General features: G+C 56.2%; 23 protein-coding genes. 4 read left to right on the top strand and 19 right to left on the bottom strand.

The genetic code is table 11. The features are described from left to right. Positions 1-4: 4 nt before the first annotated feature. The 12 genes from murG to CAMM_RS04940 all read right to left on the bottom strand — a co-directional run bounded on the left by murG (position 5) and on the right by CAMM_RS04940 (position 15,114). The gene (murG, locus tag CAMM_RS05000) at positions 5-1,099 is read right to left on the bottom strand and encodes an undecaprenyldiphospho-muramoylpentapeptide beta-N-acetylglucosaminyltransferase (protein WP_003845225.1); all 1,095 of its coding nucleotides are present in this window, start codon (positions 1,097-1,099) and stop codon (positions 5-7) included. Positions 1,100-1,108: 9 nt separating this feature from the next. Beyond that, positions 1,109-2,680 (bottom strand): FtsW/RodA/SpoVE family cell cycle protein, encoded by a 1,572-nt coding sequence (locus tag CAMM_RS04995; RefSeq protein WP_003845224.1) that lies wholly within the window; start codon positions 2,678-2,680, stop codon positions 1,109-1,111. Between the two features lie 2 nt (positions 2,681-2,682). Continuing rightward, positions 2,683-4,089, bottom strand: coding sequence for a UDP-N-acetylmuramoyl-L-alanine--D-glutamate ligase (gene murD / locus CAMM_RS04990; RefSeq protein ID WP_003845222.1), 1,407 nt, complete (start codon positions 4,087-4,089; stop codon positions 2,683-2,685). A gap of 18 nt (positions 4,090-4,107) precedes the next feature. Next, entirely contained in the window at positions 4,108-5,217 is a 1,110-nt protein-coding gene (gene mraY / locus CAMM_RS04985) for a phospho-N-acetylmuramoyl-pentapeptide-transferase (protein WP_003845221.1), read from the bottom strand. A gap of 18 nt (positions 5,218-5,235) precedes the next feature. Next, the gene (locus tag CAMM_RS04980) at positions 5,236-6,771 is read right to left on the bottom strand and encodes a UDP-N-acetylmuramoyl-tripeptide--D-alanyl-D-alanine ligase (RefSeq protein ID WP_003845220.1); all 1,536 of its coding nucleotides are present in this window, start codon (positions 6,769-6,771) and stop codon (positions 5,236-5,238) included. After that, entirely contained in the window at positions 6,768-8,456 is a 1,689-nt protein-coding gene (locus CAMM_RS04975; RefSeq protein WP_003845219.1) for a UDP-N-acetylmuramoyl-L-alanyl-D-glutamate--2,6-diaminopimelate ligase, read from the bottom strand. The genes CAMM_RS04980 and CAMM_RS04975 overlap by 4 nt, the downstream gene beginning before the upstream one ends. A gap of 64 nt (positions 8,457-8,520) precedes the next feature. Continuing rightward, on the bottom strand, positions 8,521-10,392 hold the full coding sequence (locus tag CAMM_RS04970) for a peptidoglycan D,D-transpeptidase FtsI family protein (RefSeq protein WP_003845218.1): 1,872 nt from the start codon (positions 10,390-10,392) through the stop codon (positions 8,521-8,523). A 513-nt stretch (positions 10,393-10,905) separates the two neighbouring features. Next, entirely contained in the window at positions 10,906-11,751 is an 846-nt protein-coding gene (gene ftsL, locus CAMM_RS12865; RefSeq protein WP_147581044.1) for a cell division protein FtsL, read from the bottom strand. 43 nt (positions 11,752-11,794) lie between these two features. Continuing rightward, entirely contained in the window at positions 11,795-12,841 is a 1,047-nt protein-coding gene (rsmH, locus tag CAMM_RS04955; RefSeq protein ID WP_040354300.1) for a 16S rRNA (cytosine(1402)-N(4))-methyltransferase RsmH, read from the bottom strand. A gap of 202 nt (positions 12,842-13,043) precedes the next feature. Beyond that, entirely contained in the window at positions 13,044-13,478 is a 435-nt protein-coding gene (mraZ, locus tag CAMM_RS04950) for a division/cell wall cluster transcriptional repressor MraZ (protein WP_003845214.1), read from the bottom strand. 548 nt (positions 13,479-14,026) lie between these two features. Then, positions 14,027-14,431, bottom strand: coding sequence for a DUF3040 domain-containing protein (locus CAMM_RS04945; RefSeq protein WP_003845213.1), 405 nt, complete (start codon positions 14,429-14,431; stop codon positions 14,027-14,029). Between the two features lie 230 nt (positions 14,432-14,661). Next, positions 14,662-15,114 carry an SAV_6107 family HEPN domain-containing protein gene (locus tag CAMM_RS04940; protein ID WP_003845212.1) on the bottom strand — a complete coding sequence of 151 codons (453 nt, stop codon included), beginning with the start codon at positions 15,112-15,114 and terminating at the stop codon, positions 14,662-14,664. A 260-nt stretch (positions 15,115-15,374) separates the two neighbouring features. Here CAMM_RS04940 and CAMM_RS04935 point away from each other — a divergent pair, with 260 nt between their 5' ends. The 3 genes from CAMM_RS04935 to CAMM_RS04925 are packed head-to-tail and all read left to right on the top strand — an operon-like array spanning position 15,375 to position 18,654. Next, a complete protein-coding gene (locus tag CAMM_RS04935; RefSeq protein WP_003845211.1) occupies positions 15,375-15,932 on the top strand; it encodes a GNAT family N-acetyltransferase in 558 nt (185 codons plus the stop codon). A 31-nt stretch (positions 15,933-15,963) separates the two neighbouring features. Then, positions 15,964-17,064, top strand: a complete 1,101-nt coding sequence (locus CAMM_RS04930; RefSeq protein WP_003845210.1) for a polyprenyl synthetase family protein — start codon at positions 15,964-15,966, stop codon at positions 17,062-17,064. A gap of 9 nt (positions 17,065-17,073) precedes the next feature. Further along, entirely contained in the window at positions 17,074-18,654 is a 1,581-nt protein-coding gene (locus CAMM_RS04925) for an alpha-(1->6)-mannopyranosyltransferase A (RefSeq protein ID WP_003845209.1), read from the top strand. On the opposite strand, the gene CAMM_RS04920 is transcribed toward CAMM_RS04925, so the two are convergent. Then, positions 18,651-19,016, bottom strand: coding sequence for an Rv2175c family DNA-binding protein (locus CAMM_RS04920; RefSeq protein WP_003845208.1), 366 nt, complete (start codon positions 19,014-19,016; stop codon positions 18,651-18,653). The genes CAMM_RS04925 and CAMM_RS04920 overlap by 4 nt on opposite strands. A gap of 85 nt (positions 19,017-19,101) precedes the next feature. On the opposite strand from CAMM_RS04920, the gene CAMM_RS04915 reads away from it, so the two are divergent. Then, complete coding sequence (locus CAMM_RS04915; RefSeq protein WP_003845207.1) at positions 19,102-20,616, top strand: protein kinase domain-containing protein; 1,515 nt, start codon at positions 19,102-19,104, stop codon at positions 20,614-20,616. An 85-nt stretch (positions 20,617-20,701) separates the two neighbouring features. Here the strand turns inward: CAMM_RS04915 and CAMM_RS04910 are convergent, their stop codons facing one another. From CAMM_RS04910 to CAMM_RS04885, 6 genes are all read right to left on the bottom strand, one after another. Further along, positions 20,702-22,099: a class II 3-deoxy-7-phosphoheptulonate synthase gene (locus CAMM_RS04910; protein ID WP_003845206.1), complete on the bottom strand. Its 1,398-nt coding sequence runs from the start codon at positions 22,097-22,099 to the stop codon at positions 20,702-20,704. 86 nt (positions 22,100-22,185) lie between these two features. Continuing rightward, the gene (locus tag CAMM_RS04905) at positions 22,186-22,695 is read right to left on the bottom strand and encodes a polyadenylate-specific 3'-exoribonuclease AS (protein ID WP_003845205.1); all 510 of its coding nucleotides are present in this window, start codon (positions 22,693-22,695) and stop codon (positions 22,186-22,188) included. Positions 22,696-22,706: 11 nt separating this feature from the next. Next, on the bottom strand, positions 22,707-23,840 hold the full coding sequence (locus CAMM_RS04900) for an acyltransferase family protein (protein WP_003845203.1): 1,134 nt from the start codon (positions 23,838-23,840) through the stop codon (positions 22,707-22,709). Then, complete coding sequence (locus CAMM_RS04895; RefSeq protein WP_040354436.1) at positions 23,837-24,574, bottom strand: lysophospholipid acyltransferase family protein; 738 nt, start codon at positions 24,572-24,574, stop codon at positions 23,837-23,839. The genes CAMM_RS04900 and CAMM_RS04895 overlap by 4 nt, the downstream gene beginning before the upstream one ends. A gap of 72 nt (positions 24,575-24,646) precedes the next feature. After that, positions 24,647-25,585: an ROK family protein gene (locus tag CAMM_RS04890; protein WP_003845198.1), complete on the bottom strand. Its 939-nt coding sequence runs from the start codon at positions 25,583-25,585 to the stop codon at positions 24,647-24,649. Positions 25,586-25,642: 57 nt separating this feature from the next. Next, the gene (locus CAMM_RS04885) at positions 25,643-26,779 is read right to left on the bottom strand and encodes a glycosyltransferase family 4 protein (RefSeq protein ID WP_003845196.1); all 1,137 of its coding nucleotides are present in this window, start codon (positions 26,777-26,779) and stop codon (positions 25,643-25,645) included. Between the last annotated feature and the right edge of the window lie 19 nt (positions 26,780-26,798).

Raw genomic sequence — 26,798 nt, 5'->3', positions numbered from 1 at the left:
TCACCTAGTTGGAGTCCTTTTCTTGTTCTTTTCTAACATGAGCGGCGATACGGTCCGCCAGCATCTTCGAGACATCACCCGCGCCACTGCTTTCCGCGGCAGCAACCATCTCTTCGCGCTTGTGCGGATCCCGTGCGATCTGCATGACTTCTTCCGTCAAGCGTTGCCCATCGAGCTCCGCATCAGGGATCATCACTGCTCCGCCGGCGTCAACTACCGGTTGAGAATTCAGCGCTTGTTCACCATTGCCATGTGGCAGAGGCACGTAAATGGCGGGCAAACCGGCGGCGGTAATTTCTGCCACGGTCATGGCCCCGGAACGGCAGACCGTAAGATCGGCAACGGCAATCGCCGCGGCCATATCATCAATATAAGGTACCGGAACATAGCCTTCTTCAGCTTGCGGTGCCTCATTGCGTGGGCCGTAGGCATGCAGAACCTGCACGTGTTCCAGCAGACCTGGCAACGCTTCTGCAACCGCGGCGTTAATAGAGGCCGCGCCTTGGGAACCACCGGTGACCAATAGCACCGGCTTGGAGTCATCTAGTCCCCACTGCTCGCGCCCGCGCGCTGCGGCTTCGCCATCAGGATCTTGGCCAAGTTCAGAGCGAACTGGGATGCCTACTACTTCCCCGGCCATACCGGAATTAGGAGTGGCGTTAAGGCCTACTCCCCCAAGCTTGACGCCTAGTTTATTGGCCATACCTGCCAAAGCATTGGTTTCTAGGACATAAAAAGGCAGGCCCATGGACTTTGCCGCAAGATAAGCCGGAGCAGCCACATAGCCGCCGGTTCCGAAGACTGCCTGCGCGTTTACGTTTTTCAACACAGCGCGAGTTTGCAACACGGCTTTGCTGAGCCGGTATGGCAGCTTGGCCATATCCATGCTCGGCTTACGCGGAATCGGGACAGGATCGATCATGCGCAAATCCACCCCGCGGGCAGGAATGATTTCCCCTTCTAGGCCCTTCTTCGTGCCCAGTGCCGTAATGCGCGCACCGTGCTCGGTTTTTAGTGCTTCCCCTACCGCCAACGCAGGCTCAATGTGGCCGGCGGTGCCGCCACCTGCAATGACGACCGATAATTTAGCCTTGTTCATGGGTTTAGCCTACCTTTTCTCACGTGGGCGCCGGTTATCAGTCACTGCTTGACCAAAGCGCTTTTCGCGCTCGGCATCGCGTGCGCGACGGGTCTCGCCGCGACGGGTTTGCTCGCGATTATATCCTGCGCGTCGACCATCAGCTCGGCGATAATCGCCGCCTTGTGCCCGGTGCAGTACTTCGCCCTCGGGATCACGCCCCATGCCGTTTTCATTCGCGCGCTCAGCGGTAACTTGAGCGGTGGTGCGGCTCGCAGCCCGACGGCTGGGCGCGGAGTGACGGCCGCGTCGCGCAACGCCATCGATGGGGTCAGGTTCGGGGATATTGAAGATGCGGTCAAAGAGTGGGCGACCATAATTTTGCATCGCAGAGATCTGCATGGGCTCATGGCGCGCAACATTCGCGAGCAAGCCCATCGACGCAATGGTAATAATCGCCGAAGTACCACCCGCAGAAATCATCGGCAGCTGAATACCGGTCACCGGCAGCAGGCCGACGACATAACCGATATTGAAAAATGCCTGCGCGACAACACCAGCGGTCAAGGTCGCTGCCATCAGTGCCTGGAATTGGTTTTGTGCGCGCATCGCGGTGCGGATTCCGAAAAAGCCCAGCAGCGCGAAGAGCACGATAACCAGTGCCCCGCCGAGTAGTCCGAGTTCTTCACCCAAGATGGCGAAGACGAAGTCGTTTTTCGCCTCGGGAAGATAGAACCATTTTGCACGGGACTGGCCAATGCCCACGCCGGTAAGACCGCCGTCCGCTAGTGACAGGAAGCCTTGATAGGCCTGAAAGCCTGTTCCCTGGGTATCGGCGAAATCGCCGCGCAATGCGTCAAAGTACGTGTGGAAACGATTTGAGCGGAAACCGCCGCCTAAGAAAAGTCCCAGCGCAGCGAGTACAGCGATGACCGCCAAGATGGCAATAACGCTCCAATTCACACCAGCAAAAAAGAGCGTGAAAATCACGACGACGGCAAAAGACATCGCCATGCCCACATCGCCTTGGGCAATGATCAAGCCAAACATCATGGCTGCAATCAGCGAATACATGGTGAAGGGATCACGCAGATTGAAACTCGTGTGGACCTTATCGGCCAAGGTGGTGGCACCGAAAAGCCCGATGGCCACACGCGCCAGCTCGGAAGGCTGCAGGCTCATCGGCCCCAGAATAATCCAGGATTGTGAACCTACTTCTTCACGGCCGGTACCAATGCCAGGGATAAGTACGGCAACCAGCAGGATAATGGATAGCAAAAGTACCCACGGCACGAGCTTGCGCACAAAAGACGGCCGAAAGCGCAGCGCTATCCAGAAAAGAAATAGGCCAACGCCAACCATCAGGGTCTGGCGAATGGCTTCGGTCCACACGCCTGTTGATTGCACATAAGAGGTCGCCATCGAGGAGGAAAACACCATGATGACGCCAATGCCAATAAGCAGGAAGATGATAATCCGCAGCATCAGGTAGTCAAGGCCGGCGCGGGAGTCTAAATACTCCTTGATGCCGGTTGCCCAACCCGTTGTGTTTTTGCGTGGAGAGGGATGTGCTGTGCTTGCCCGTGGCTCAGACGCCGTCATGGTTAAAGCTCCTCACCTTGGCATAGTTGTCGTGCGTAGGTGGCGAAAAGATCGCCACGCTCGCCCATTCCTGAATACATATCCAACGATGCCGCAGCGGGTGCTAAAAGCACGGTATCTCCTGCCTCGGCGTGTTGAATGGCGGCCGCGACGCTGCGTTGCATCGCCAGCTCCCCGTCGGTCTCCGCAATGTTAATGACAGCAAGCTCCGGCGCATATCGTTCAATGGCCTCGGCGATGATTTCTTGGTCTTGTCCCAAAAGCACTGCGGCTTTCATCGCTGTGTGATGGTTGCTGATTAAGTCATCTACTTCCGCGCCTTTGAGTTGGCCGCCCGCAATCCAAATGACATTGGATAATCCCGCCAGCGCTGCTTCCACGGCATGTGGATTGGTGGCTTTGGAATTATCAATAAATGTCACACCACCGGCGTCGTGCACCACTTGACCACGGTGCGAGTCCACGCGGTACGACGCCAAGCCAGCGCTTATCGATGCCGCACTCGCGCCTGCCGCATGCGCCACCGCCGCAGCAGCGCACGCATCTAAGACACCTGCGATACCCGCCGGTTCAATACCTTTCGCGCTAGCCAGTGGCACGGGTGGAAGGCCCACCACAATCTCGTCGTCGATTACTCCGACCCCACCATCTTGTGGCGCGCCAGCGCTAAAGCTGGTGACTTCGCCGCGCGGGCGAATCTTTACGGCAGCGTCTACCACGCGTGGGTCATCTTGGCCGACCACAGCCACATCGCCGAGGAAGGCCTTGGCTTTATCGAGGGCATAGCCTTCGAAGCTGCCATGCCAGTCAATATGGTCTTCCGCCAGATTTAACACGGTGCCCACCTGAGGTCGCAGTGACTTTGACCAGTGCAATTGGAAAGACGATAGCTCCACGCACAGCACATCCACGCGCGGTTGCGCGGCCAAGGCGGTAAATAGCGAAACGCCAATGTTGCCGGCCGCAGCGGCGCGCAGGCCAGAAGTTTCTTCATTCGCCTGCATCATGGCGGTCAACATGCCGGTGGTGGTCGTCTTGCCATTCGTGCCCGTAACAACCAACCAGGTCCGTGAAGGCCCAAAGGTTTCAGCTTGGTCGAGGCGCCAGGCTAGTTCCACATCGCCAATGACTTCGAGTCCAGCTGCTTGGGCATCCACCAACAGTGGTGAATTCGGGCGCCACCCGGGAGAGGTCACCACGACGTCAAAGCTAGAGGTAGCAAAATCAACCTCAGCGGGATCGATGGTGGCCACGCCCAGTTCAGCTGCCAGCTCATCACGAGTGTGGGCATTGCCGTCGGCAACGGTGACGTCGGCGCCAAGCTCACGCAAAATAGTGGCACACCCGCGGCCTGATACCCCACCGCCAGCGACCAAAACTGTTCGTGGAAGCTTCAGTGTGGAATCCATAAGCTAGTTCAGCCTTTCTTAAAGAATGCTGGCGCCGGTGGCAAGGAGCCATTCGCCGTAGAAAATGCCCACGCCGGCCATCGCTGCCATGCCGGCAAGCAACCAGAATCGGGTAACAACCGCCGTTTCCGGCCAGCCACCATTTTCGAAGTGGTGGTGAATCGGCGCCATGCGGAAAAAGCGCTTTCCGGAGGTCTTAAATACAAATACCTGGATGACAACCGATGCCGCCTCCACCACGAACAGTGCACCGATGATGATCATCAGCAGCTCCGTGCGGGTGGTTACGGACAAACCAGCGACGAGGCCACCGAGTGCCAAGGAGCCGGTATCGCCCATAAAGATTTTTGCTGGGGCCGCATTCCACCACAAAAAGCCCAGGGTGCCACCCAAACCAGCGGCAGCCAAGATGGCCAAGTCCAGCGGGTCGCGTACCTGGTAGCAACCAGCGACGAAGCCAGTTTCACAGGAGTTGCGGAATTGCCAGAACGTGATGATGGTGTACGCGCCCATGACAAAGGCGGTAGAGCCTGCCGCCAGGCCATCGAGGCCATCGGTGAGGTTGACGGCATTCGACCACGCGGCAATCAAGATGTACATAAACACCAAGAAAATAATGATGCCGATGATGGTGGGTCCGATGGCGATATTAAACGTCGGGATATCGCGCACAAAGGACAAGTGCGTAGTCGCAGGCGTTAGGTCATTGTCATCGGGAAACTGCAGGACCAATAGACCAAACGCCAATGCCAAGGCGAGCTGGCCCACCAGCTTCGCGGTCTTATTCAATCCAAGGTTGCGGGATTTGAATAGTTTGATGAAGTCATCGGCAAAGCCCAATGCACCGAGGCCCAAAGTCAAGCCTAGAACCAGGATTCCGGAAATGGTAAACCCGCCGGTTCCGGTAATTGAGCCATAGGTATTGACGGATAAATACGCGATGACAATGCCCGCCAGGATGGCCACGCCGCCCATGGTTGGAGTTCCGCGCTTGCGCAAGTGCGACTTCGGACCGTCCTCGCGAATCTCTTGGCCTTTGCCGGCGTTAGAGAAATATCGGATCAGCCATGGAGTAAAGAAGATCGCCACAAGGAAGCTGATGACGCCGGAGGCCATTATCTGAGTCATTGTTTCATCACTATCCTTTTAATCTTCGCCGTTGAGCAGGCGTTCAGAGACCAGCCACAAACGTTGTGCGTTGGAGGCTTTGACCAGGACCACGTCTTTCATCTCGCGTGCAGACCAATCTTCAACCCCCGCGGGCGGGGTGTTGAGGACGTCCTCGATGTGCCAAATGGCTTCATCGATATCCCGGCTAACCATAGTATTTATACCGCGTTCGGCTGCGGCACTAGCCATCGCCTCGCCATTAGCAGTTTCGCCAACAACAATCAGGGTGTGGACATCAAATTTCGCCAGCTCAGCACCTAGGCTGTAGTGCTCCTCGATGGCGTCATCTCCCAGCTCTCCCATTTCACCGAGAACAGCAATGGAGCGCGCATCAGGTCGGCCCGAGGTGGTATAGCCCAATGCTGCGATCGCAGCCCGCATAGAATCCGGGTTCGCATTATAAGAGTCATTGATAATGGTGACACCATCGGCACGGGTATGCACATCCATGCGGTGTGCAGACGCGTTACGATGCCCACTCAAAGAATCCGCCACTGATTCCACAGACAGTCCGGCCTCGATGGCTGCTGCTGCCGCGGCAAGAGAATTAGACACCTGGTGCACGCCGAAGACCTGCAAAGTCACCGATACTGGCTTGACGCCAGGGGCATGCAGAGTAAATGACGGGCGCGCGACGTTATCCAACGTGATGTTGGTGGCATAATAATCTGCGCCGACCGCTGGCGGGTTCGCCGAAGAATACGTCACCACTTTGGCGGTGGTTCGCTTTGCCATCGCCGCCACGAAAGGATCATCCGCATTTAATACGGCGACACCGCCCTCGGAGACATCCGGCAAAGATTCGACCAGCTCGCCTTTGGCAATCGCGATATTTTCCCGTGATCCAAACTCACCCAGATGCGCGGTGCCCACATTGAGCACTACTCCGATGCGTGGTGTTGCGATATCAGTGAGGTGTTTTATGTGCCCAATGCCGCGTGCGGAAAGCTCAGCCACGAGGTATTTGGTATCCACATCGCAGCGCAGCGCGGTATAAGGGTGCCCAATTTCATTGTTGAAAGAGCCGGGAGGCGCAACGGTTTCCCCGTCATTGCGCAAGATGGTGGCAATCAAGTCCTTCGTCGAGGTCTTACCTGCGGAACCGGTAACTCCGATGATGCTCAGATCGTGTTCTGACGTAAGCTTCGTCGTCACATAGTGCGCGAGATCAGATAACGCACGCACCACGGCGGCTGCAGAACCATCTGCATCATTGGCATAGATATCGGCATTCGCGCCGTCGCCTTCAATGCGCCCAGTGGGCTGAACAACGATTGCTGGAACGCCGACTTCTCGCGCTGCTAAGACCGCTACTGCACCTTGCTCGATAGCCTTTTCTGCAAAATCGTGGCCATCGACTTTCGCACCTGGAAAGCACAGGAAGAGCCCGCCTGGGGCAACCTTGCGCGAATCAAACTCGACGAACCCCGTCACGCGTGCGTCAGGGTCGTCGACGCTGTCTAAGGATCCTCCGACGATGTCGGCGATTTCCTTGAGTGTTAAGTCAATCACTTATGCCTCCCAGTGGAGTCGTCAGCGGCGTGTGCCTGTGCTGCTCGCTTTGATTGTAGTGCGCGGGATAGTTCTTCTCGGTCATCGAAGTGGTGCATGGTCCCTCCGATGAGTTGTCCGACTTCATGGCCTTTACCCACCACGATGACAGCGTCACCGTCGTGGGCCCAGTTGACCACGGCGTCGATGGCATCGGCACGCGATGCGATTTCAACAATCTCAACCGGCCGGTTGCTCTCTTCCGCGGCCTCCCGGGCGCCAGCCATGACTGCTTCACGAATTGGCGCGGGATCTTCCGTGCGGGGGTTATCATCTGTGACCACAACGAAATCCGCAGCCTTAGCCGCAGCAGCGCCCATCAATCCGCGCTTGGAGGAGTCACGGTCGCCACCGGCGCCCACAACAACTCCCAGGCGACCTTGCGCAGTGTTTCCGGCTGACTCTAGCTGGGACCGCAGGGTCTCTAGCACAGCTTCGATAGCTGCCGGCTTGTGCGCGTAATCTACGACGGCGACGAAGTCTTGGCCTTCATCGATACGCTGCATGCGCCCAGGGACGGCAACTTTGGTTAAGGCAGTAATAAAGGTATCCAAATCAATGCCCGCCGCACTGGCCATGCCGACGGCAAGCCCTGCATTGGCGATGTTGAAATCACCCGGCAGCGGCAAGCGGAAGTCAAAAGAACGCGCCATCTCTGCCTGGATGACTTCGCTCTCGCGCGGTGGGTTGATTTCCAGCGCAACTTGCTGCTCTCCCGTGGTCTCCACGGACTGTTGCCACGCCACGACGGTGCCCGGAACCAACAATTCACGAGTTCGTTCGCGCAACATTTCATCGGCTTCGGCGACCGAGCCTTCGTCGCCGGTATGAACAATCGCCCCGGTGGTAGAAACGACCGTCAGCGGAATGTCTTCGGCATCGACTTGGTCGGCTAGACGCTCTCCCCAATCATCATTAATGCACACCACGGCATGACGCGCGGCATTGTTGCCAACAAAAAGCTTCGCCTTCGCGGAGAAGTACTCCTCCATAGTGGGGTGGAAATCCAAGTGGTCCTGGGACAGGTTGGTAAATCCTCCGACAGCAAAGTCCACGCCTTGGACTCGGCCGAGGTCTAGGGCATGCGAAGAAACTTCCATGACCACATGGGTCACGCCCTCATCCACCATCCGCGCGAAAAGCTCTTGCAAGGTTGGTGCTTCTGGAGTGGTCAACTGTGTATCGACCGGGGTGCGGTTAATGCGTGTACCGGTGGTGCCAATCAGCCCGGTGGAATAGCCCGCAGCGAGAAGTCCCGACTCCAATAAATAAGTAGTCGTGGTTTTACCGGAGGTACCCGTTACTCCCAGAACTGTCAGATTCTGCGTAGGGTGTCCATAAATCTCAGCGGAAATATCACCGAGCACTGCGCGAATATCATCGACAACAATGATGGGGCGATCGAAGCTTTCCGCCGTATCTGAGCCGTTGAGGATGTCCACGCCGGCGGCATCGGTAAGCACTGCTTTGGCAGATGTCTGTGCCGCAAATTCTGCACCGTGGGTGCGCGTGCCGGGAACAGCAGCAAAAAGGTGTTCGGATTCGACTAATCGTGAATCCAAAGTAATGGCGTCCACGGTCACTGTGCCATCACCAATGATTTCACCGCGCGCGATTTCCGCCAACTTCTTTAAAGTCGTGGTCATGTCAGCTGCGTCCTTGTCTGTTCGGTCTTTATAGTCTGTGTCTTAACGGGCATGAAGTGTGCTGCTAATTCTGCGTCATTACCCATCGTTTTCCTTCGGGCGAAGTCGGAATGTTATCGCGGTTGAGCAACCAAGCTGCAATATCACTAAATAGCGGTGCGGCGGACTGTCCACCGGAACCATCTGGATTCGTGCCCGACTTGGGCTCATCGAGCATGATGGCGACAACGAAACGTGGGTCATCAGCAGGAGCAATACCGGCAAATGTAATCCAGTAGGAGCTTTCGGAATACGCACCGGTTTCTGGGTCTACCTTTTGCGCGGTGCCGGTCTTGCCCGAAAGCTGGTATCCCTCAATTTCATTGCCCATCGCGGTACCGTTTTGGACATACGACGGATCATCTTGGAAGGTCGAGCGGAACATATCCACGACGGTTCGTGCCGTCTCTGGCGAGACAACTTGAGTAGTCCCTGGTTCTTCCTGGGGAACGTCTTTGCCTTCAGCGTCGGTGATGTTGTCAATGATCCGCGGCTGAATAAGCTCACCATCGTTAGCCATTGCTTGATAGACACTGGCCATCTGCAAGGTAGTCCATGACATACCCTGGCCAATGGGTAGGTTGGCAAAGGTGCCACCCGACCACTGCTCGAGCGGTGGCAACAAACCAGAAGACTCATTCGGCAGCTCAATGCCGGTGGTTTCGCCTAAGCCGAATTTCTCCAAGTACTCGGCAAATTTTTCCTCGCCCAGTCGCTGCGCAATCTGCAATGTACCGACGTTAGAAGACTTACCGAAAATACCTGCGGTGGTATACGGCTCCACGCCGTGCTGCCACGCATCCGCCACAGTGACACCAGCAACGTCAATCGATCCCGGCACCTGGTGTACTTCTTCTGGAGTGGTCAGCCCTTCTTCGATCGCCGCCGCGGCTGTGACTACCTTGGCTACGGATCCTGGTTCATAGGGGTGCGAAATAGAACGGTTTTCGAAGTCTTTGCCTTCTTCGAGTTGTTTTTCAATATCCTTATTCGGATCGATGGTTCCAGAATTAGCCATCGACAGCACTTGGCCGGTAACGGCATCCAGCACCACGGCCTCGCCCATCTTTGCGCCGGAGTTGTCCACTGCCTGTTCCAGCTTCTGCTGGACATAAGTTTGCAAGTCCAAGTCCAAGGTCAGCTGCACATCGGAGCCATCGATAGCTTCGACTTCATCGCGCACCGTACCGGGGATCAGCTGCCCATCGGTAGAGACATCTTCCGTCGAGCGGCCATCAATACCGGTCAAAAGCGAGTCGCCGGAGGCTTCAAAGCCGAACTGACCCTGGCCATCCATGGAGACCTTACCGACGATGTTTTCAGCAATCGCCCCGTTGGGATACTGGCGAATATCTTGGTGGTCAGCTGCGACACCGTGGTACTTGTTGGAGATTTCCACGGCGATATCTGGATCGACATTGCGCACGAGCACTTCATATTGCGTATCGGCACGCAATTTATCCATGATCTGGTCTTCATCGATATCAGACGTTGATACCCCTGATTCCTCAATGGCATCTGGAATTCCCTCTGCCATTTCTTCCAGGCGAGCGGTGACGCGGTCATCGAGGAACTCATTTTGTTCCTTCTCGCTCATCCCAGCCAACTTATCGTCGTTTTGCGCTTCCAGCTCTTCTTGCTCACGAAGTTCATCACGCAAACGAGTCGGCGAAACAGTCAACGACCGTGCCGCCATGGTGTACGCAATACGCTGCCCGTCGCGGTCTACGATCTCACCACGGCGTGCCGGTTCGACATACACGCGCGTGCGCTGTGCTTCTGCTTGCGCTGATAATTCCGGTCCCCACACAATTTGCACCCAAGCCAAGCGGCCCACCAGTGCCATGGTCACAACGACCAAAATGGCAATCACAATGTTGAGGCGCTTTGCCATCATTGGGTGCTGCGCGAGGATCTTCTTCTTTACACCCTGCGGCGCAGGTTGCGTTGGGCGCGCCGATTGCGCGCGTTGAGCTTCTGCTCTCTGAGCGCCAGCTCGCTGAGCACCAGAGCGAGCAGCTCCGGCACGCTGGTCTTCCCTGCGGATATCGCCAGCACGGAGGTTTTCTCGATCAATAGAGCCTTGGCCGCGGGATGCGGACGCACCGTAATGAGCGCGATTGTCCCGGTCATCGGTAGACCAATCCCTGGATGCGTGCGAAGAAGGCCGCCGACCTCGTCCACTGCGACCTTCCTGGCGCCCCTCATTATTGCGGGAGCTTCCTCCGCCCCCATGTCGGCTACGGCGACGTGGGTCACCCGAATGTGGTGGAGTCACAGTGGTGTGTCACCTGCCTTCATAATGCTCAAAAATTTAGGAATACCCCGGGATAAAAGATTGCCCCATTAAGGATTGATTTCCCGTATGACTGTAGCCGGAACAGTCCTTTAGTTGTGGGAGGCATATCCCTTATTCACCAGACTGGTAGGGAGTATCCAGGTTTTCACCAACTGGTAACGGTCCATCTGCTGATTCTTCTTCAGTTGTTGGACGGGATTCAATTGCGTCATCTGCATTAACGTCACCTACGCGCTGCTGCTGGCCGCGTGGAACTGCGTTGAGTTCATCCGACACACCTTCAGTATCGCGTGGGTCACTGGTAGCTCGGCCGGTGCGGACCGGTTCGCCATTGACATCGATGATGGCTTCGGTGCCTTCGGTGGCAGGACGACGCTCTTCGACGGAGCCGTCTTCAGTTACTTCGACGATTCCAGGCTGGGTAGGAATGCCCATGTCGGCTTCTGCACCACGGCGCGCAACATCTGCGGAAGAGCGCACCTGCTCCAAATCGCGGTTGAGAGTCTCCAACTGGTTATCAAGCTGGGATTCTTGAAAGGTCAGTTGCTGAATACGGAAGGTCTGCGAGGTAGAAACACCCGAAAGCCAAACCGCTAGGATAACGCCACCGATGAGCAAAGCAATTGCCACAGCGGACAGGCGCGAGAATAAAGTGACCTTTTTAATGGGTGCAACACGACGCCCGCGCTGAGTGACTACCTGACGCGAGCCCAAGCGAGAGGTGCGCGGCGTCGGGGTAATCTGTGGGACTTCACGACGCGTGGTACGCGTTGGCGAGACCGTGCGCGTTGCGGTGCGTTGTTCTCCACGGGTGCTGCGGGTGCTGCGGGTCATGCGTGGGACCCGCGTCGGCGCGGTTCCGCTTGCCGCAGTCGCAGTGCCACCCTTTCGGGCAGGAGCAGGTCGGTCCATAACATCGGTCGATGTGGCCTGCGTGCGATTGGTACGTGTTCCCATGGAGGCTCTCTCTGTCCTGGTTGTGGTCGATCTTGCCATTTGATTAATCCCCTATCCCAGTTCCAGGTGGAATAAATGAATGCTCGCCTGCTAATCGTTCAAAAGCGCGCACGCGCACGGATGCGGCACGCGGGTTTTCTGCAATTTCTGCTTCCGTTGCCTTTTCAGAACCTCGGGTGATGGTCTTGAAATGAGCAGCGGTGCCCGGCAGATCCATTGGAAGGCCTGCCGGTGTCGATGACGTGGTCAGGGTCTTAAACGTAGATTTCACGAGCTTGTCTTCAAGCGACTGATAGCTCATAAATACGACCCGGCCACCGATGTTTAGCGCAGAGGTAATAACGGGGATGACTTGTTCAATGGCTTCCAACTCACCATTGACTTCCACCCGTAGCGCCTGGAAGGTTCGCTTTGCAGGGTGCCCACCAGTGCGGCGGGTTGCCGCGGGAATAGTGTTGTACAAAAGCTCGACGAGTCGAGCCGATGTATCAAAGGGTTGCTTGTCGCGTTCTTTCAGAACTGCGGAGGCAATCTTGCCGGCGAAGCGTTCATCGCCGTACATCTTTAAGATATGCGCGAGCTCACCATGGGAATAGGTATTGAGGACGTCTGCGGCGGTAATGCCCGCAGAAGGATCCATTCGCATATCTAGTGGGGCATCAACCTTGTAGGCGAAGCCGCGGTCAGCTTGGTCCAGTTGCATCGAGGACACACCAAGGTCAAAGAGTGCGCCGGCAACGCCGTGTTGACGTGCAATCTCGAAAACCTCACCGTCGCCTTCTGCGATGGCTGATCCAATCTCATCGAAGCGTTCATTGACTCCGACGAAGCGGTCGGCAAAGGGCGAAAGCCTTTCGCCAGCTTCAGCTAATGATGCCGCGTCTCGGTCAACGCCGATAACGCGTGCTTGTGGGAAGTTCTGAAGAAAATACTCGGTATGCCCGCCGGCTCCCAGGGTGCCATCAATGATGATTGCGTTCTCCCCTGCTGCTTCCACAGCTGGGGCAATCAGTTCAGCCATCCGCGCGCGCATGACGGGGACATGTCCGTGGTTGTCGTTGATATCGAAGTTGACGTCGGTGTTGCTCACGAGCTTGTCCCCCCCTTTCTGCTGGCTTTGGGCTTGAATTCGCACACGTATCCATGTCGAATATGTCTTCTTATTTGGGCACTGAGATGACTCGAGTGCGTATAGGGCCCTGTCCGAGGGACGCTCTGATATCGGGGAAGTACACCAGAACATCAACCTCAGACAGAGTCCTTACACGCACTCTCTCTAGTTTTCATTTGCCTTAGAGCAAGCCGCCGAGGACATCGTCCGCGTCAGCTGCCGAGTAGGCATCTTCAGTTTGCGACTGGTACTCAGCCCATGCGGCCGCGTCCCAAATCTCAAGGAAATCAACTGAGCCGATAACTACACATTCCTTAGAAAGGTTTGCGTACTTACGGTGTGCTGCTGACAGTGTGATTCGACCGCTTCCATCAGGCCTTTGCTCATCCGCACTGGCAGCCAGATTACGAATAAACGCACGCGCTTCCGGATTCGTTCGAGAGACTGCCGCTGCTTTGCGTGCTCGTTCCGCGAATTCCTCACGGGGATACACAGCCAAAGAGTGGTCTTGCCCCTTCGTCACCATCAGCCCTCCAGCAAGCTCATCACGAAACTTTGCCGGAAGTGTTAGTCGACCTTTGTCATCTAGCTTCGGAGTGTAGGTTCCGAGAAACATCCCGGGTCCACCTTCCTTGCCAAATAACGCCGGTTTCCTCTTGCAAATTTGAAGCGGTGGGAATGCTAGATTCTCACCACTTCCAACCCGCTGCGCCCCACTCTACCCCACTTTCCCCCACCTTCAACAGTTTTACACGCAAGCAATCTCCGCAATGACACCAAAGCGGCAGGTAGATGTATGAAAATTCAGTGGGGAGAATTCCCCAAAACGCTCATTCCCAAGCCCCAGGAGACACTTCTACACCTTTAGCAACACGCGCACCAATAGCAAATCCTCTTGCTTAATCAACTTGTTTCTCGCATTCCACGCACGAGCTGGCACTTTGCCATACAAAAGCACTTCCCCACCCCTGCGCCACGCGAAGTAGCCCAGGGTGGGGCAAAGCGGGGTTCGCGGGTGGGTGAAAGTGGGAAGTTTTGGAATCGCATGGCCATCAGAGGGCTATGTCGGGTTCGCCTTGGCCTAAGATCGCCACATGCCCCGGCCGCAGAAGCGACCGGGGCATGTGAAAGTAAAAGTTAGGGCACCTAGGGCACCGTGAGTGTCTAGCGCTCTTCAAATCGACGGCGGAAGTTTTCTTCTAACTTGCTCGCAGCGCCATTGCTATCGGCAGAGTTTGCTTTACCTGACTTGGACTTCCTTTTCTTTTTGGAAGCACCAGCGGAACCAGTTCGTGAGCCCCAAAGCATCCAAATTCCCGAGCCAAACATAACCAGGAATCCTGCGATTGAAAGAAGTACAAACCACAAGCTTGTTTGTGCCAAGGCGACGCCGCCCACCAGCATTACTAAACCAACAACGACAAGGGCCATGCCGCGTAAGGTTATTGCGCCGCCGGAGCCACCGAATGAAGAATCACTGGACACGGAGGCACCGAAGTTGGGATCCTCAGCAAGCAGCGACTTTTCGATTTCACGAAGTGCGCGCTGCTCTTGCTCTGAAAGAGACACTGTTCCTCCAATAAGTCCGGGCTATTAATTACGTATTAACTAAGCCAGTAAATCGTCACCGTGGTTTCTTTCCAGTATAACCGAGGCGCCGTAGTGCCCGATCATCAATTCGGTGACATTATTTCCTGTTCTACCTAATACAACGCTCACAGTAGCCAGTTAGTTCCCACTAGCGCAGTTTCCTGCGTCACCTTTTGTCGACGTTGTCCTCACACTTCTGGGGCGCCGTCTTAGGCGGCCTGGTCGCCTAGGCCATCAAAATCGTGCGTGCCAGTTTCGGTCATCTCCAGAAAGCGGGCGGCCAAATCCATCAAGTCGAAAACCACCTGGTCCGCCACTTCGCGGTCAATGCCTGACGCAAGGCGGGACCGAGTCCGAGAATATGCGCGGAATTTCTCCGCCCATTCTTTCTCCTCAGCCCCGACCAGCACCAAGCGATCCCATGCTGACGAAGGCAGGCGACGACGCTTCGACACTGTCGCAGATGCCGCAACGCAAGCTCCAGCAGTGCGCAGTCCAGCCTGGTATGCCTTCTCCAGTGCCTGGTCCATGCGGCCATTGCCTGCGTCCGCACGTGCATCGGCCAGCAAAAGGGCAGCCTGGGTCAGAAAACGCTGACGCTTCGAAGGCTGACCACCCTGTCGTTGAGTTCGTCGAGCGGTTGCGGAAATTACCTGTCCCATTGCCGTGCCTCCTTTTACTAGCTTGCGCAATGTAGCCCTAGTGCTGATGTGCCTATGACTTTAGAATCCCGTTCGTACATTCCACCTTCACTATAGCTCGTTTGTTCGAATATGGGAAGGTTCTTCCAGTGCATAAGGTTGCGGTGTTTCGAACACTGTGCGAAGGATGGCAGCAATATCTTCATGACAGTCCGCGCACTTTCATATTCAACAGGGGCAATGTCGCCCATAAAGAGCAAAAGTTTTGTTAGATAGAAGCTGTGTCTTTAAAAATCCGTCGCCTTTCGCCCCAGGAATTCGCGCTCAACGCCGGCCCGTTGGTGGATATCTACATCAGTGCCATGGGCTATGACCCCGCAATTCGTGATGGGCGGATCTTTTCTTGGCGACGTGAAGTCATTAGACCTGGCTTTACAGCCTTAATTGCAGAAGATGCCTCCGGGGTCGTTGGCCTCGCTTATGGCTTTGTGGGCACCCCCGATTCCTGGTGGGACCGGCAATTGCGTCTCGCTCTGCGCAAGAAGGGCGAATTAAGCGCCGAAGAGACAGAAGTACTACGCAGTTACTTCGAGGTGGCAGAAATTCACGTCTTGCCGCGCATGCAAGGCCAGGGTCTGGGCCGGCAGCTGCTTAATGAGCTGCTGTGGAACGCGCCCGGCAAGTGGGCGTTGCTGTCAACCCCGGAGGTCCCCGATGAATCCAACCGTGCCTTTGGCTTGTACCGGTCCATGGGCTTTACGGATCTCGTCCGCCACCACCGCTACCCAGGCGATGACCGCCCTTTCGCGATTTTGAAGTTGCCGCTACCGCTTTCATAAACACGGGAATGCTAAAGGTAGGCTAAAAGCCATGAATAATTCTGAGGCTTTCCACCAACTTCCAATAGCCGAAGTTCCTAAGCATGTACGTGCTGAACTCGCCGACTTTTTGAAAGAACGCGAACCTCAGATCGCCCAAATTGGCCGGCCCGTCACCAACGCGATTGAGCACCTTGAGCGCTTTATCCTCGGCGGCGGAAAGCGCATTCGACCTCTATACGTGTGGGCAGGATTTGTTGCCGCCGATGGTCTATTGGGCGATGAAGACCCACAAGCCGTGCTCCGCGCGGCATCATCGCTGGAGTTTATTCAATCGTGCGCGCTTATCCACGATGACATCGTGGACGCTTCCGATACCCGCCGGGGCAACCCAACGGTTCACCGCGCAGTCGAGGCCGAGCACCGTAAATTGGGCTGGACAGGCGATCCGGAAGCGTTCGGTCGCTCCGCCGCCATCTTGATTGGTGATATGTCGTTGGTGTGGGCTGAAGACATGCTCTTGGATTCCGGGCTTTCCCAGGCTGCGCTCCAACGCACCCGCGAGCCTTGGCGGGCCATGCGCACTGAGGTCATTGGCGGGCAATTATTGGATGTCTCGCTCGAAGCGGCAGCCATTGAATCAGTGGAGTTATCGGATTCGGTCAACCGCTTTAAAACGGCGGCCTACACCATCGAACGCCCGTTGCATTTGGGTGCAGCCATCGCAGGTGCACCGCAAAAGCTTATCGATGCCTTCCGTGGCTACGGCCGTGATATCGGAATCGCCTTCCAGCTGCGCGATGATCAGTTGGGAGTCTTTGGTGATCCGAAAGTTACCGGCAAGCCCGCCGGTGACGACCTGCGCGAGGGCAAACGTACCGTGCTGATGGCAATTGCCTTACAGCGCGCAGATGAACAAGACCCCTCAGCCGCACAATTTTTGCGGGACAATCTCGGCGCTACTGATGATCCGAGCGTTTTATCGAAGATGGCACAGATGATTGAAGACTCCGGTGCACCGGAAGAAATTGAACAGCGCATTGATGCTCTTACGCAGTCCGGGCTGGAATACCTCGCTGCTGCGCAGGTGAATTCGGAAGTGACAGAACTGCTGCGTTCTTTAGCTATTCAATCCACGGCACGAGCAAAATAAGGACTTCACATGGTGAAGCAAGCACTGACAATCAAATTGCCCAGCGCCTTAACCATTGGCGTGGTGGGCACCATCGTTTTAACCTTGGCGTCTTTTGCTGGTGGCGCTACCCGCAACCGTGGCGGCATTCTCGAAGCCCTCAACATTAGTATTGTCTCCGCCGGACACGGCAGAAATATCGGCATGACGCTGTTTTGGGTGGGCATGTTCTTGCTGATTGCCGCGTGGATCCTTGCCGGCAAATTCATCGTCGCTGCGAGCGTGCGGCGCAATACTGGCAATGTCACCGCATCTGCCAACCCGCCAAAGTTCGCCTTGGCTACTGGGTCAGTTCCGCCAGCAGTGGTTGACGAAACGGCCTTTGCCAGGATGCGCAAGACGATGTGGGCGTGGATTCTGCCACTACTTCTGGCAGCCCCCTTGTCTTCACGCGATGTGTATTCCTACCTCATGCAAGGTGCAATGGTCCGTGATGGCTTCGATCCTTATACCGAAGGACCAGCGGTTAATCCCGGCCCGTTTTTGCTCGAGGTCTCCCAAGACTGGCGCAACACCACCACCCCCTATGGCCCTTTGCACCTGTGGTTAGGCGAAGGCGTCACCCGATTGGTCGGCGATAACGTCACCATCGGGCTCTTTGTGTACAAGCTGATTTCGGTTCTCAGCTTTGCTGCTATTGCGTGGTCGATTCCGCTCATTGCACGTAAGCTCGGCGCCGATCCCACCCTGGCGCTGTGGCTGGGTGTGGCCAACCCGGTGATGATTCTGCACCTGATCGGCGGAATGCACAACGAATCCACCATGGTCGCGCTTGTCTCACTCGGTCTTTTACTGTGCCTGCACAACCGCTACATTGCAGGTCTCGCGCTCATCGCGGTCTCGGTCTCGATGAAGGCCACCGCCTTTATCGCCGTACCTTTCGTGGTGTGGTTGATGATGCACCACTACGGCCAGCGCATCAATAAGTGGCTCGCCTTTGTTGTATCCGGGCTCATCGCGGTGGTAGAAACTGTCGTCGTGGTCGCCACGATTACGTGGGCATCCGGCACATCCTCAGGTTGGCTGACAGAAATCACGGGCAACTCGAAGGTTATTAATCCCCTGGCTGGACCCACCGTGGCAACAGATACGCTTGCCCCACTTATCACCACGCTCAATGAAGACATCACCTACAACCAGATTCTGGATGTCATGCGTTCAGCGGCCACCATCTTCATGCTCTTAGGACTCGCCCTTATGTGGTGGCTGTTTCGAGCGAATCGTCGCGCGGCCTTCTTGGGCATTCCCGCGGCGTATCAAGTGGCGTTTATGTTCAACTCCGTGACTTTGCCGTGGTATTTCGCCTCGGTGATTTCGCTATTGGGCGTCGCGCGACCACCACGCTGGCTCATCCAGCTAGCTACCGGTGCCTCTGTCTTTGTCGCCTTGGCCTTTTCCGGCGACGGCAACCACCAGCTTTATACCTGGTGGTGGGTTCTCGGCTCACTCCTGCTGTCGTGGTGGGCGGCACACTGGATCTTCGATCGCAATGCCAAGCCCACGCCGCAGTTCACCTCCGATACCGCCCAGCCAGCGCTGGATGCCAGCTAAAGGCCCATCGCCTGCGCGCGGCGAATAACTTCGCGCGCAAGGTGTCCCTGCAGCCCGTCAATCGGGCGGCCGGGCAAGGAATCATCTTCGGTGAAAAGATATTCCAGGATTTCCTCGTCGCTAAATCCGCCGTCCGCTAACACGGTAATGGCACCGGATGCGAATTTATTGATCGCACCTTTGTCATTAATAAACAACGCGGGAACATACCGCTGGCCATCGCGGGTGTGCGCAATGAGTTTCTTGTCATTTAGTAAGTCATGCACCCGGGTGACCGCGATGCCTAGTTCATCAGCGACTTCGGGCAGGGTTAAAAGTTCATCCTTGCTCAACAAGGTATCCAAGTTCGTATTTTCATCCATCACGCCCTTTACTTTAGATCACTGTCTTGTTTCAGCGGTCACGTTGGTTGGCTAATTGGCTGATTTATCGTACATACTAGATCCCATGACACAGTTGGAAGTCGGAGATGTCCTTGAGCACCGGTATAGAATCGACCGGCCGATTGCTCGCGGCGGCATGTCCACTGTGTATCGCTGCGTCGATTTGCGCCTCGGTCGCGCACTCGCCGCGAAGGTCATGCACGAGCAATACAGCCAGGACGCCGTCTTCATTCACCGCTTCCGGCGCGAAGCCCGCGCCATGGCGCAGTTGACCCACCCCAACCTGGTCAATGTCTATGACTTCTCCGCCGAGGGCGATCCGGTCTATCTCATCATGGAGTTAATTACCGGTGGTACCTTGCGTGAGCTCACCGCCGAGCGCGGTCCCATGCCTCCGCATGCGGCTTTAGCGGTGATGCGCTCTGTGCTCACCGGTCTTATGGCCGTGCACGATAAAGGCTTAGTTCACCGCGATATTAAGCCAGATAACGTCCTCGTCAATGGCGACCACACGGTGAAACTCGCAGACTTTGGACTGGTGCGTGCTACCAGCTCGCAGACGGTCACGTCTAATCAGATTGTCGGCACCGTATCGTATCTCTCCCCGGAGCAGGTCACGGGAGCCAGCATTACGCCCGCTTCGGACGTTTATTCCGCAGGCATTGTCTTATTTGAACTGCTCACCGGCACGGTCCCCTTCTCCGGTGATACACCATTGGGGCACGCCATGAGCAGGCTAGATAATGCCGTACCCAGCCCGTCTTCCAGGATTGCTGGGGTGCCTCCGCTTGTCGATGCCATCGTCGCCACCGCCACCTCCTCCGACGTCGCAGAGCGCTTTGCCGATGCACGGGAGTTTCTCGCAGCGCTTGACGATGTCGCCGAGGAACTCAATCTGCCCTCCTACCTGGTGCCGATTCCGCACAATTCCGCAGCCGCGCGCACCGCAGCAGAGCCCACGAATATGCGTGGCATCGACTCCGGCAATGTCTTTGAACCCACCGGCTTTATTGACACCTCAGAGTCTGCGACCGCAGTCTTTGGCGACGACATCGCCGAGGAAGCCACGACCGCTCAGCCCCCTCAGGGCGATCCATACCCAGAACCGCAGAGCGCGCCGCATCGCGAGCCGTTGAGCTTTGAAACGCGCTACGACGGCCCGGAGCACGCTGCTCCTCCCGTTCAGGATCCTCCGCGCGGCCTTGACGGCAATATCCCGGGCATGCCACCTCCACCTGGCATTGCAGGAGCTGCGGGCGCTGCTGGAGCCGGAGCGGGTGCTGCTGGAGCGGGCGCTGCAGGGGTAGGCGCGGCTGGTTTGGGCCAGACACGCAACCACTATCCGGAAACACGCCTAACGCCACAGCAGGCGAGCGTTCCAGCATCTCAACAACAACAGCCGGCGCAGGCACCCGCGACTGCAGAAAGTGAACCGAGCATAAAGCCGCTGACAAATCGCTCGCCGGTAGCGTTTATCGTGTGGCTGGTGGTCATCGGCATCATCGTCGCCGGAGTTGGGCTAGCAGGTTGGTGGTTTGGCTCAGGATACTACGGCGGCACTCCCCTCTTTATCCGCTAAAGCACAATGTAAAGGAGGACCACGCAATTGCGTGGTCCTCCTTTTGTCTAGCGTCCGCGTCTATCGGTCGCTTTAACGTTCGCGCTTAGCGGTTTTGGTTGCGCAGCATCTCTGCGACCAAGAAAGACAGCTCCAAAGACTGGCGAGTGTTCAGGCGTGGGTCACACGCAGACTCGTAGCGTCCTGGCAGGTCGATATCGGTGATGTCATCAGCGCCGCCGAGGCACTCGGTAACATCCGCACCAGTAAATTCAAGGTGGATACCGCCTGGGTGGGTACCCAGCTCACGGTGGACCTCGAAGAAGCCTTGTACTTCATCCAAGACCTTGTCGAAGTGACGGGTCTTGTAGCCATTCGAGGAGGTAAAAGTATTGCCGTGCATCGGGTCAGATTGCCAGACCACCTTGTGGCCCGAGTTTTCCACCGCGCGCACAATATCCGGAAGCACTGTGCGGATGCGGTCGTGGCCCATACGCGTGACCATCGTCAAGCGACCTGGCTCGCGGTCCGGATCCAGTTTTTCCGCATAAGCTACAGCTTCGTCTGGGGTTACGCCCGGGCCAATCTTCAGACCAACCGGGTTGCCGATCAAGGCCGCGAAGTTGACGTGGAAGTCTTCCATCCCGCGGGTACGCTCTCCAACCCACACCTGGTGTGCAGATAGATCATAAAGATTGGTCTCGCCACGGCTATCCTGCGCCAAACGCAGCATGGAGCGCTCATAGTCCTTGAGCAGTGCTTCATGGGAGCAGTAAATGGTTGCTGCGCGCAGCGTTTCATCAGATACACCGCAAGCAGTCATGAAATTCAAGCCATTTTCAATCTCACGCGCTAGCGCTTCGTAGCGCGCGCCAGCACGGGAGGTCTGCACGAACTCACGATTCCACTCGTGCAGGCTGTAAAGGTCTGCGGTGCCCGAGCTCGTCAACGCGCGCACCAGGTTCATAGCGGCAGAAGAGTTCGCATACGCACGAATCATGCGTGCCGGATCATGGCGGCGTGCTTCCTCGGTGGGCTCTACGCCGTTGACGATGTCACCGCGGTAGTTGAGCAAACCATTGCCATCAAAATCAGAAGAACGCGGCTTGGCATACTGCCCAGCAATGCGCGCAAGCTTCACCACTGGGGTCGATGCGCCGTAAGTCAACACCACTGCCATTTGCAGCAGGGTCTTGATATTGCCACGGATGTGCGGCTCGGTATTGGACTCAAAAGTCTCCGCGCAGTCACCTCCCTGCAATAGGAAGGCTTTGCCATTAGCTACATCGGCAAGCTTGCTTTTTAGCTCTTCTACTTCCGGCGCCACCACGATGGGTGGAACCGATTCCAAGATCTTGCGAACGTTATCAGCTTGGGCCTGATCCCAATTGGGTTGCTGCTTAGCGTCTCGCTTGACGGCATCCTGAAACTTCTCTTCGATGCCTTCTGGCAACGGCGGAAGGTCAGGGAGTACTTCTTTAGGGATATCTACTGTCCAGCTCACAACTAGTATTTAATCATGGATAGACACTAAATAGAACATCCCCTAGCGCGTTGAGGCCCAATCGGGGCCGATCCCACCAGGTGGAATTATTTGATGGCGCGGTTGCCCGATGTCAGCGGTAGCACTTCCGCACAGGTTTTAAACTTCGCCAAGTTGTGCCGGGCATCAACTAAAGCGTCATGGTTACTATCGGGGATGGCGGGCAGCTGTGGGCGTCCGGCAAATTCCCAATACTGGCGCAGCTCTCGGGTGTAGCGAGGAATGCTGCGTGGAAGACTCGCCATATCTCCCCATAGCTGCGCGAGAACCACGTGGTCGTAGGCACCAACCCATGCCCACAGTTGAATAGGGGTCTTATCTTTGCTGAGAAAATCCAGCACTTCCGCGCGGATCGTATCTTTGGATTTCCAGACCGCATCACGCGGGCTGGGCAGTTTATCCAGCACATTCTCCCGGACCCAGGCATTTGCCTTGGCCGGGTCAAAGTCGGTGGAGACCGCGTAATATTCTCGGCCATCTTCTGCGACAATGCCGATGGAGACGAGCTCGATGGTTCGGCCGTCTTCGATAAATTCAGTGTCGTAGAAATAGCGCACGATAGTACAGCTTAGTCCTTGCCAGATGTGGGTCGAAGCACTGGGGCGCGCATAAGCATCTGTTGGATCTGCGGCAGGCTCGGTGGGTAGACCGTCCAACCGATAACCGGCAACTTGGAAACCGACCACAGCATAAGCCCGCCAGCGGCAGAAAGTCCCATGCACACGATGGTCCAGAACCAGGTGCTTTGCAGCAAGGTTTCGCCATCCATGGAAATTTCCCACTTGCCCACGATTTGGATGTAGTGATAGCCCACGGTCAACGCAATCGGGTGCCCAAGATAAATCGGCAAGGTATTGCGCCCGATAAACGCGAAGAAATTCGACACATATGGGACATACGCGATGCCAACAGCAAGGACCAAGGCCATTGGCAGCTGGAAGGTTTGCTCCACAAACCGCACCATCAACAAGACCTCTTCATGCCCCATGTAATCCATGCCCGGCAGATACCACGGTAGTGCAACTTCACCGGTGAATTGGTTCCACCAGCCGCGGGAGAAATACCCCACCGCATAAGTGATAACGGCAAAAGAAAGTGCTGCCACGTTGAGGCGGCAAACCGCAGCCACGAAGGTCGTAATAGCCTGACGGAGATATACGCCCATGAAAAACAGGGGCAGGTACATCACGGCCTTGCCGACGAAGTAGAAATGCTCGTTTAAAGGCAGCAGCAAGACTGGAGCGAAGCTAATCAGCATCGCTAGCGCTGGGTGCAGCTTGCGCACTGCCACCAAAGCCAAGTTGAACAAGATCAGGGCATGCAAGAACCAACCCATGTTGTGGCCCAGAAGTAGGTTGAGTCCCAACTCCCGCCAAGTCAATGGCTCATTGCCAAAGACCCATTGCCACTCAAGGTTTTTCGTCCACAGCTCGAAGCTGACCCAGAGCAGGTATGGGACGAGAAAGAACCACACGCGCTTGATCAACACATCACGCAGCGTGTACTGAAGAATCTTCGTGGAGAAATATCCAGAGACCACGAAAAACAATGGCATGCGTAGCGGATCCAGCCACGTGTTGATTTGGTAGAGCCAGGTGGATTCTCCTTCTGGGACACCAATGCCAATATGCAGCAAGACGACGCCAAGGATGGATATACCCTTGGCAACGTCCGGCCACACTAGACGCTTTTGTGCACTCACTTGTTTGGTTCAGCACCCTTCGGATAACCGAGGCCTTGTTTCAACGATTCTTTGACCTCGGATGCGTAGACATCAACGTACGGTTGTTCTGCCAGTTCAGCAAGCCTCAACATGAAAAAGTCAGTAAACTTGCGCGCGGTTTCATGGTCCGCGACATCGAGTCCTTGCTCGTGTGCCCACTGGTGGGGGTTGATGGGTTTACCCACGCGAGTTCCTACCCGTACGGGGCGTGGAATCCAGGTGCCAATCGGATTGGCTTTGCGTGAGTTAAACATGGCGATGGGAACAACATCAGCACCAGAATCCATTGCTACCCGTGCCATCCCGGTGCGTCCGCGATAGATGCGGCCATCGGGAGAGCGAGTGCCTTCAGGATAGATACCGAACAGATCGCCTTCATTTAAGATTTGTCGCGCAGAATTGAGCATTCCTGCAGCAGAAGACTTCGCACTGCGGTCAATAGGCACCTGGCCTACCGAGGTGAAAAACCACTTCTGTAGACGTCCCACTAGCCCTGGGCTATTGAAGTACTCCGACTTGGCAATAAATTTAATCTGCCGTGGGCACAGCAAAGGAAAGTAAAACGAATCCATGACTGACTGGTGGCTGGACGCTAGAATCGCTGGCCCGGATTCCGGGATATTGTCTACCCCTTCAATCCAGGGACGGTTCCAAATTCGCAGCGCGGGGCCGAAAAGGATGTGCTTAAAAGCCCAGTACCATCGGTTCTTCATAGCCATGGTTCGTTGTCCTTTTCTTGCTAATGCCTAATTGTTTACTGTGTAACTGCGAAATACGTTGTCTATTTAGGATACGCAAGCACCCGCGCGCGCCAAATCAGCCGCGCCAATCATGCCCGCTTGAGATCCTAAAACAGCAACTTTTACATCAGCTACATCGCGGTAACCAGCACCAACAATACTTTCACGCATGGTTTGGCGTGCGAGATCCAAAAATAGATCGGATTCCCGGGACACTCCCCCGCCCAAGACGATCAGTTCTGGGTCCATAACATCGCAGACCATGGCCAGTCCTTTACCAAGCCATTGGCCGAAATCTTGCATGACGGCAACGCCCAGCTCGTCTCCTGCGCGAGCAGCAGCGACGATTTCCTCGCTGGTTGCTACTTCTGGCAGCACCGTTTCATACTGACCACGCAATTGCGCCGCGGTGTCCGGAAGTGCAGTACCCGACGCATAACGCTCCAAGCAGCCGTTTTTGCCACACGAACACGGCCGACCATCTGGTACGACCGTAAGGTGGCCAAACTCAGGCGCAATACCGAATGCGCCGCGGTAGATCTCGCCGCCGCTCATCAACGTGGCACCGATGCCGGTTCCGACTGCAAAGAAGACCCAGTCCCGAGCCTTTTGACCCGCACCGAAGCGTGCTTCGCCCCACGCGGCAGAATTGGCGTCGTGTTCTAAGCGCACGGGCATGCCGATGCGATCTTCGATGTTTTGGCGCACCGTCGCATTGCGCCACGGCAGGTGCGGGGCAAAGCGCACGATGGTGCAGGTGGGATCAATAAAACCCGCCACCGCTAGGCCCACGCTGGATACCTTGTGCTCTTTGCGCAGCTCCAGCACCAATTTCTCAATGCTATCTTCCAGATCAGCTGCATTGTGTGCGGTGGGCACGGTCCTGGTATCGATGACCTGTCCGGCAGCGTCGACGACGCCGGCGCGGACATTGGTGCCCCCGATATCAAAACCAATCGCAAGCTGCTGGGAAGCATTATTCATGGATAATAGGATATACGTCAGTGAACGTTTGAGATAATCGAAACCCCATCATGCGGGTTAGATATCAGGGTTTAGGGCTATCCGCAGCTGCTTGCCCATTACGTCCCAGGTCCAATTTTCTTCGACGTGTTCTCGCCCAGCCTGCCCCATCGCAGCCGACTGCTGCGGGTTGGAAAGCATGGTGACCAGCGCGTCTGCAATCTCTTGGACATTATTGCCATCAATAACAACGCCCGTTTCCGCGGTGATGGTCTCTGGCGCACCGCCGGAATTACCGGCAATAACCGGCAACTGCGCCGCTTGGGCTTCCAGATAGACAATGCCCAAACCTTCCACGTCAAGCCCACCACCGCGCGTGCGCACCGGCATGGCGAAGACATCTCCGGCCGCAAAAGCTAGTGATAATTCCGCATCATCTTTGGCTTCCTGGATGATCGCGTCTGGTGCGTACATCTTCGCCAGTACTTCTAAGGTCGAGCGATACCGCCCGCGCCCGATAATCAAAAGCTGAGCGTCTGGTACTTGTCCTCGGACAATCGGCATGGCGCGTAAAAGCTGGTCCTGGCCTTTGCGCGGAACCAACCGGGAAACGCAGAGGATAACGGGAGCCGAGGGGGCATCGACAAGCCCAAAGTGCTCTTTTGCCTGACTCTTATTTTCTGCTGCTGCCTGAAATGAGCCAACCGAAACCGCCGAGGGCATATGCACCCAGCGTGGGTGTGGACCAAAAGCTTTGTGAAAGCGCTGCAGCGTGTACTGCGAGATGTAGGTGATGCAATCAGCGTAATTGCCGATCAACCGCAAAGCCTGGCGCGCACCGGGCAGCATGGACCACCCCACTTCATGACCGTGAGTGGTGGCCACCACTTTTTTCGCACCTGCCTGCTTGGCAGCCTTGCCCATCAACGCCAGGGGTGCCGCTGCTCCAAACCAGACAGTGTCGATGTTGTGGGCGCGAATAAGCTCCTGCATCCGCCGACTGGTTGCCGCGGTAGGAAGCATGACTTTACGCGGCCACCGCAAGACCGTATACGCGGCCTTACTATCGAATTCCCGTGCCGCCGTGGCATCTTGCGTCGACGCGAATACCACGACGTCGTTGGGATCCAAACACCCTAGGAAATCCCGAAGGTATGACTGAATCCCGCCAATTGTGGGCGGGAAATCATTGGTGACAAGAAGCGTACGCGGCATATTAGTAGACTACCGCGCG

This window comes from Corynebacterium ammoniagenes DSM 20306, from assembly GCF_001941425.1.
Classification (GTDB): Bacteria; Actinomycetota; Actinomycetes; order Mycobacteriales; family Mycobacteriaceae; genus Corynebacterium; species Corynebacterium ammoniagenes.
Note: the sequence above shows the minus strand (reverse complement) of the source record. Positions and strands in the feature narration are given on the sequence as shown.